Origin of the sequence: Alteromonas sp. AO-Serp (assembly GCF_017849675.1) — a bacterium.
In the GTDB taxonomy this organism is placed as follows: Bacteria; Pseudomonadota; Gammaproteobacteria; order Enterobacterales; family Alteromonadaceae; genus Alteromonas; species Alteromonas macleodii.
Genome location: NZ_JAFLMX010000076.1, coordinates 1 through 7,035, shown reverse-complemented (window position 1 = coordinate 7,035; position 7,035 = coordinate 1). Strand labels below are relative to the sequence as shown.

The 7,035-nt window shown below is 46.4% G+C and carries 6 protein-coding genes and 1 pseudogene; 2 read left to right on the top strand and 5 right to left on the bottom strand.

The window, feature by feature from the left end; all coding sequences use genetic code 11:
• Both QVA83_RS06445 and QVA83_RS06440 read left to right on the top strand, forming a co-directional pair.
• Window positions 1–373: pseudogene (locus tag QVA83_RS06445) on the top strand (marine proteobacterial sortase target protein); the annotation flags it as partial.
• Between the two features lie 43 nt (window positions 374–416).
• Complete coding sequence (locus QVA83_RS06440) at window positions 417–986, top strand: class GN sortase (protein WP_156078701.1); 570 nt, start codon at window positions 417–419, stop codon at window positions 984–986.
• 16 nt (window positions 987–1,002) lie between these two features.
• Here QVA83_RS06440 and QVA83_RS06435 read toward each other — a convergent pair whose 3' ends face one another.
• The 5 genes from QVA83_RS06435 to QVA83_RS06415 all read right to left on the bottom strand — a co-directional run.
• Window positions 1,003–4,140, bottom strand: a complete 3,138-nt coding sequence (locus QVA83_RS06435; RefSeq protein ID WP_156078702.1) for an efflux RND transporter permease subunit — start codon at window positions 4,138–4,140, stop codon at window positions 1,003–1,005.
• Window positions 4,141–4,150: 10 nt separating this feature from the next.
• Complete coding sequence (locus tag QVA83_RS06430; protein WP_231513102.1) at window positions 4,151–4,426, bottom strand: efflux RND transporter periplasmic adaptor subunit; 276 nt, start codon at window positions 4,424–4,426, stop codon at window positions 4,151–4,153.
• Between the two features lie 36 nt (window positions 4,427–4,462).
• The gene (locus tag QVA83_RS06425; protein WP_231513103.1) at window positions 4,463–5,383 is read right to left on the bottom strand and encodes an efflux RND transporter periplasmic adaptor subunit; all 921 of its coding nucleotides are present in this window, start codon (window positions 5,381–5,383) and stop codon (window positions 4,463–4,465) included.
• Between the two features lie 66 nt (window positions 5,384–5,449).
• Window positions 5,450–5,809, bottom strand: a complete 360-nt coding sequence (locus tag QVA83_RS06420) for a hypothetical protein (RefSeq protein ID WP_287498261.1) — start codon at window positions 5,807–5,809, stop codon at window positions 5,450–5,452.
• Between the two features lie 84 nt (window positions 5,810–5,893).
• The coding region (locus QVA83_RS06415) for a glycoside hydrolase family 28 protein (RefSeq protein ID WP_287498260.1) at window positions 5,894–7,035 on the bottom strand (1,142 nt) is incomplete at its 5' end.

The window sequence follows — 7,035 nt, the reverse complement described above, 5'->3', positions numbered from 1 at the left end:
CCTTGGCGAAGCGACTGCTTGGGCAAGAAAGAAAGTGGCGGCGATAATGGATGAAAAAGCATTAGGGCGAAATGTAGATGAAGTAAAACAAGACAAACTTGCTGTAGCCATGCCCCATAAACTGATAACAGAGTTCACCAGCTTCGTTGCTATTGAAGAAAAAATAGCAAATACACAGCGCATACCGTCTTCCACCGAAAACGTAAGAAACCTAATGCCACAGGGAACGCAATTCAGACAAATCAGTTACCCCCAAACCGCAGCGGGTGTATCTGAACATGTCGTATTAGGCATGATTGCCATACTTTTATTGTCGCTTTTTCACAGCATCGCCTTTTTGCGAAACAAGGGGGGGACGAGGTTAGCACCTTAAACTCATTTCTTTATTTTTTGACTTAATATGGCTTGGACAAACAATGATTAAATACGCTTTTACCATCATCTTAGTCTTGATCGCCACAGCCAGTTTTGGCAAAGCTAGCTGGATATTATTGAAAGCTGAACTGGCGCAATATTTAATTCAATCTTCGTGGGAAGAAACGCTAGCCACTGGCGCTAACCAGAAGCCTTGGCGTTGGTCTGATACTTGGCCAGTGGGCAAGCTGGTTCATGCAAAAAGCGAGACGCAGCTGTATGTACTAGAAGGCGCACAGGGAAACGCCCTTGCATTTGGCCCTGGACACCACACCGACTCGCCCCCACTCGGACAGGGTGGTAGTGTGATTGGCGGGCATAGAGATACTCACTTCACGTTCTTAAAGAAGGTGAGAGCCAGAGATATTATGCAATTACAGTTGCCGAACTCACAGTGGGTAACCTATCGGGTTGTATCGAAGACGATAGTCGATGCCGACTCGGCAATGAAAGTAGATGTAAATGGGCAGCAGCTCTATTTAGTTACCTGCTACCCATTTAATGCGGTATCAACACAAAGTAATTTACGCCTTGTTGTTGAGCTGGTCGAAACTGAAACCCAGCGAACCTGAATAGGTTCGCCCACAATTAATTAGCCGCTTGTTTCGACGAAAATACGCTGTACAAGGCAGGTAACACAAAGAGTGTTAAAAGCGTTGCAGTAACCAGCCCACCTACGATAACACTTGCGAGCGGCCGCTGAATTTCAGCGCCGACACCGTTAGACATTAACATGGGTACTAACCCTAATGCAGACGTTACCGCCGTCATCAAAACCGGCCTTAGCCTGGATGTAGCACCAGTGAAAACAGCGCTTTTAACAGCCATTCCCCCTTTCACCCGTTGGTTAATACTTTCCACCATCACTACGCCATTTAAAACGGCAACACCGAATAGTGTTATGAAACCGACTGAACTTGGTACTGACAGATATTGGCCGGATAAATACAAAGAGAACACGCCTCCTATGATGGCAAGTGGCACATTAATCAGTATGAGCATCGCTTGACCCAGAGAATTAAACGCGAGGTAAAGCAACACCGCAATCAATACCAAAGAAAGCGGCACGATGAGCGACAATTTTTTCTGAGCACGCTGTTGGCTCTCAAACTGCCCGCCTATTTGCACCGTATACCCTACGGGCAAATTCACCCTTGAAGATATGGCGCTTTGTATCTCTTGAACCACGCTGCCCATATCTCTTCCTTGGACGTTCGCTTGCACCACTACGCGACGCTGAACGTCATCTCGGCGTATTTGCGGAGGTCCGGATTCATAAGATACCGATGCCACATCGCCAATACGAAGCCAGGCACCACTGGGCGATTGAAGTCGAATATCTGCTATGGTGTCGCTGCTTTTTCGTGCGCTTTCTTTTAACCTAACGTAAATATCGTAGCGTTCATTTCCGTTAATGATTTGACCTGCGGCGACACCTCCTACCCCGTCTTGTACCACTTCCATTATGTCACTCACCGATAAGCCATAGCGTGATAACGCTTGTCTGTCAGGAGCAATAACCAGCTGAGCTTCCCCCACAATTTGTTCCATCGCCACGTCTCTTGTTCCTTTTACGTTTTGAATAACGCTCTCTATTTCTCGTCCTTTAGCACTTAGAACAGCCAAGTCTGGCCCAAATAATTTAACGGCTAGCTGTGCTTTCACACCGGAAAGCAGTTCGTCTACACGGGTGGCAATAGGCTGAGAAAAGTTAAGTAGAAGGCCGGGGAACTGCGACAATTCAGCCTGCATTTTTTGCTGTAGCTCATCACGATTTCTCGCGCTTTGCCACGTTGAAACAGGCTTCAACCCGATGTAAATTTCGATGTTGTTGACCGGTTCTGGGTCGCCGCCTATTTCAGCACGGCCTATACGACTTAGCGCATAAGTTACTTCGGGAAACGCCAACAGCTTTTCTTCTAACGTTGAGGCTACCGCTAATGAAGTCTCTAGGCTTGAAGACGGTGCCAAGGTAACACGCAAGTTTATTGTTCCTTCTTCTAGCTCAGGAACAAACTCGGTGCCAATTTTTGGCACAAGGGCAACAGCAGAAACCAGAAGCAGACCAACCAGTAACACTAGCCACTTGGTATGCAGCAACGTAAAAGAAAGTGCCCGTTGGTAAGCGCGCTCAACAGGTATCAACAAAGCACTCGGCTTCACATTCCTAGTTCGCTTGAATAGAAATGTGGCTAAGGCTGGAACGAAGAACAACGCAACGACAGTGGCACAAAGTACAGCAAGCATAATACTGATAGCCATAGGCTGAAAAAGCTTGGCTTCTACTCCCTCAAAACTAAACAAAGGAGCAAAGACCACTAGAATTATCGATGCAGCGAAAAAGATTGGTCTGGCGACTTCCTTCCCCGCTAGTTTTACAGATGATTTGAAAGATTGGGCATCTTCATGCGAGCTCGAAGTGTTGGCATTTAATCGCTTAAAGATGTTTTCAACCATCACAACGGAACCGTCTACTAACATACCAATAGCCACCGCTATTCCGCCAAGCGACATCAAATTTGCAGACAGCCCCATGAAAGCCATGATGGCCAACGCCATTGCTATGGCGATTGGAATGGTAATTAGCACAAGAAACGTAGCGCCCACGTTCATTAAAAATAGAGCGAGAACGATGGTGATAAAAACGAAGGCGATGGTCAATGCCTTAACTACGGTAGAAATTGCTTTTTCAATCAGGTTTGCCTGATCATAAAAAGGCGTGAAACGTACCCCTTCGGGTAACGCTTGATTAATAAGCGCAACTCTTGAATTTATGCCATCAATGGTAGCTTTGGTGTTAGCCCCCATCCGTTTTAATACTATGCCTGTTACCACTTCACCATACTGTTCTACCTTGCCATCAGATGCCCTTTGAGACAGAGTGACCGCGCCCTGCCGTATTTCAGGCCCTGTTTTAACATCAGCAAGATCAGACACAGTTACCACCACGCCATCTACCGTTTTTACCGGCACCTGCTCAATATCGTGAATTCCCTGCTCACCACTTGCGAACCACCCCGTTCCACGCACAACAAGTTGTTCTTGCCCCCGTTCAAGATACCACCCGCCAACATTAGTGTTATTGCGTTGCAACGCTGCAACAAGGTCCTGTTGAGATAACCCATAAGCAAGTAACTTTGACGGATCTACGTTCACTTGGTACTGGCGAACTTCCCCACCAAACGACAACACATCCGTTACGCCATCTACGGGCATAAGTAGCAACTTTACTACCCAGTCGTTAAGGCTTCTCAGCGCCATTGCATCATATTTCGCCCCGTCATCTGCAATGAGGGAGTATTGATAAATTTGACCTAGCCCAGACGTATTTGGCCCCATTTCTGGCGTTCCTACGTTTTCAGGAATGAAGGATTTTGCTGTTTGCAAGCGCTCGAAAACAAGCTGACGGGCAAAGTAAATATCGGTCCCCTCTTTAAACACAACGGTAACCGCTGAAAGCCCGGTTTTAGAGATGGAGCGCACTTCTTCAACATCTGGCAATGCATACATTACAGCTTCAATTGGGTAGGTAATAAGTTGCTCAATCTCTTCTGCGGCAAGCCCCGGAGCTTCGGTATTCACGCTTACCTGAACATTGGTTACATCAGGGAAAGCATCCAAATTCAGCGACGGCAAAAGCATCGCCGAACCCGCAATTATGCCTAACAGCAGCCCAACCACTAAAATACTATTGTCTACCGACCAATCTATTATTCGATTAAACATAATTGGCCTCCTAATGGTTGTGCGGATCAAATCCGCTTTTCGCTAGTTCAGAGGCGACAAAGAATGCACCGTGGGTAACAATCCGCGTTCCAGTTTCTACGCCCTCTATATGTCGATATTCGCCTAGCGCTTCCCCTCGCTGAACCTCAACAGGGGTAAATGCCCCCGACGCTTCGTTTTCAACATAGATAACCCAGTCTCCGTCGTTACTTCTCACCATTGCGGTTTCAGGTACTGCCATTACAGGAGATGGAGTGGGCACATTAAACAGTACGTCGACGAACATACCGGCATGAAGGCTATGGGTGGTATTGCGTATAGCTTAGCGGACAGTGCGAGTGCGGGTAAGTGGATCGATAATGTGCGATTGTTGAATAACCTGCGCGGTAAAATGTTCACCGTTAAATATGACTTGCGCCGTATCGCCTACCTGAACAGGAAACGCGCTGGTGGCTGGCAAGCTGGCCTCTATCCAAATATCGCTCTCGTCTGCCAGCAACATGACTGTTTCGCCAGCTAACACCCTTTGCCCTTGCATGAAGTTGTCTTGCAACACCACGCCATCGCGCACGGCGACAAGCTCATACTGACCGAAAGCGTCAACGTCTAAAGCAGTGATGCTTGAAATCGCGTTAGGAGTAAGTCCAAATGCAATTAGCTCACCGTAGCTCGCTTTGTAACGATTCTCAGCTTCAACTAACGCGCTTTCGCTTATGGTGTTTTTGTCTAGCTTTTTTGCACGACTGTAATTGGATGAAGCAATCAGAAATTCGGCTTGAGACTGGGCAATGGTTTCGCTGAACAAGGTGACAAGCGCCTGCCCTTTTTCCACTTCATCCCCAAGAGCCGCGTGTCGACTAATCACTACCGAGTCAGTCCGAGGAGACACCAAAGAGCTTGAGTATCCATTTACTTTCACTTCACCAGGCGCGTAAACGCGCTGATTATAAATACGAGGTTCTATTACAGAGGTTTGAACGCCTGCAAGTTGCCTTTGCTGCTCAGTAAGGACTACCTCCTCAGGCTGGTGATTTTCCTCATGTTGGTGATTCACCTCAGATTGATGATTTTCCTCAGGCTCGTGCGCTTTCTCATGCTGATGCGAGTCACTTTCTTGTGTAAGGAAGTACTGAGTAGGTGCATCAATGTTCTTGTCGTTTTCTATCGCTGTAGTTGCGCGGCTGACAGGCACGCACAACAATGTCGTCAGGACTGCGCCTACGACCGTTTTAGAGTTCTTCATAATGATCTCAACGTTTGTTTTAACTAAATTTTTTCCACGGCGCCAAAGGGCCAATTAGTTCAAACGTTAAGCAATGGGAGGGCGGTAAATGAAACTACTTATTCGAAAGGGAGAAGCCCCTTCTTTGAGAATTTTTCCCGAGTTAACAAAAGCAATGTTTGGAGAATAGGCTTTTACTAAAACCCAAGAAAAATGACTGCCGCTGCAATGTCCACAGTGATGGCAATCGTTTATGTTGTGATCATCATCACCGACGTCAGTAACTTGATTTTCAGCAACACTTTTCGTGTCAGAGGCATGATCGTGAACCGTCTCAAGATGCTGTGCATCGACTTGGTGAGCGTCTAACAAAGCTGACACTGCATTAAACGATTGCAACACAATCGCTAGTATTAGCAGTATTTTGACAGCAAAGTTTCGGTTCACAATCAATATCTCTTAAGGGAGTCGTTAGTAAATTATCAAAAATACACGACCAATGCGAACAACCTATCGCGTTTAACCTGTTTTCTAGCGAGTAACAGATTCAATGTGCAGCGAAGAAAACGTGCCGTTCCAGACTTGCTCACCAATGGAGACATTTTCAAAGCTAATATCGTCGGCATTTTCTAGGATAAGAATTTCTTCTGCTTCCTTAATTTTAATGTCTTTAAACTTAACGTTATGCACAGGAGCTGCGTCTGGAGCGTGAATTTCCAAAACCGTTCCTACATTTTCTACCGTTAAATCTTCAATAATAATGTCGGTATAGGTAGCCGGGAAATTACCATGTAAATTACTTGGGTAGTTTAGCTGGAACCAGAATAAGTGCTTAAACGAAGCCACTTTACTGCCTCTAATTCGAACCATTTCTACGCGCCCGCCTCTGTCTAAGTTGCTTTTAAAACGATATGCTGAGTCTCCCTCATGCAAGACATTGTTCTCGAAAAATACGCGCTTAATGCCGCCTGACATTTCCGAACCAAGACCAATACCGTCTTCACCACCTAAATCATTGTTTCGTGCAACAATGTCTGTGCTAGGTATACCTATATTTCGACCGTCGGCGTCTCTGCCAGACTTAATAACGATACCGTCATCACCGGTTCTAAAGTGATTATTTTCAGCAAGCACAAACTGGCTCGACTCAATGTCTAACCCATCGTTGTTGTACAGGTGACTTTCTACCTTCACTCGTCTTACCGTAGCGTGAGACGTATAAACCAGATGATTAACCCAAAACGGGGAATTCAGGGCTGTATAATCTTCAAGCAGCACACGCTTGGCGTGGAAAAACTGAATAAGCGGAGGGCGCAAGTAATGCCCTTCACCGAACTGACGCTTCTCTACTGGAACGCCATCAAACCCCATTTTACGAAGCGCATGCATATCTGTATTTTGTTTCTCATACCAGCCAATGAACGCCGATTGGGCATTTCCGTCGATAGTGCCTTTACCTGTAATGGCCACATCTTCTACATTTAGCGCGTAAATTAGCGGTGAATAGGTAAATACCTCAGTCCCCTCCCAACGGGTTTTAACCACGGGTAAGTAGTGCGAAGGGTCGCCGGAAAACAGCAGAGTAGCGCCTTCCTCTAGGTGCAAGTGCACTTTGCTTTTAAGACGAATAGGACCGTCTACTTGCCATGTTCCTTTGGGCACAACAACAATAC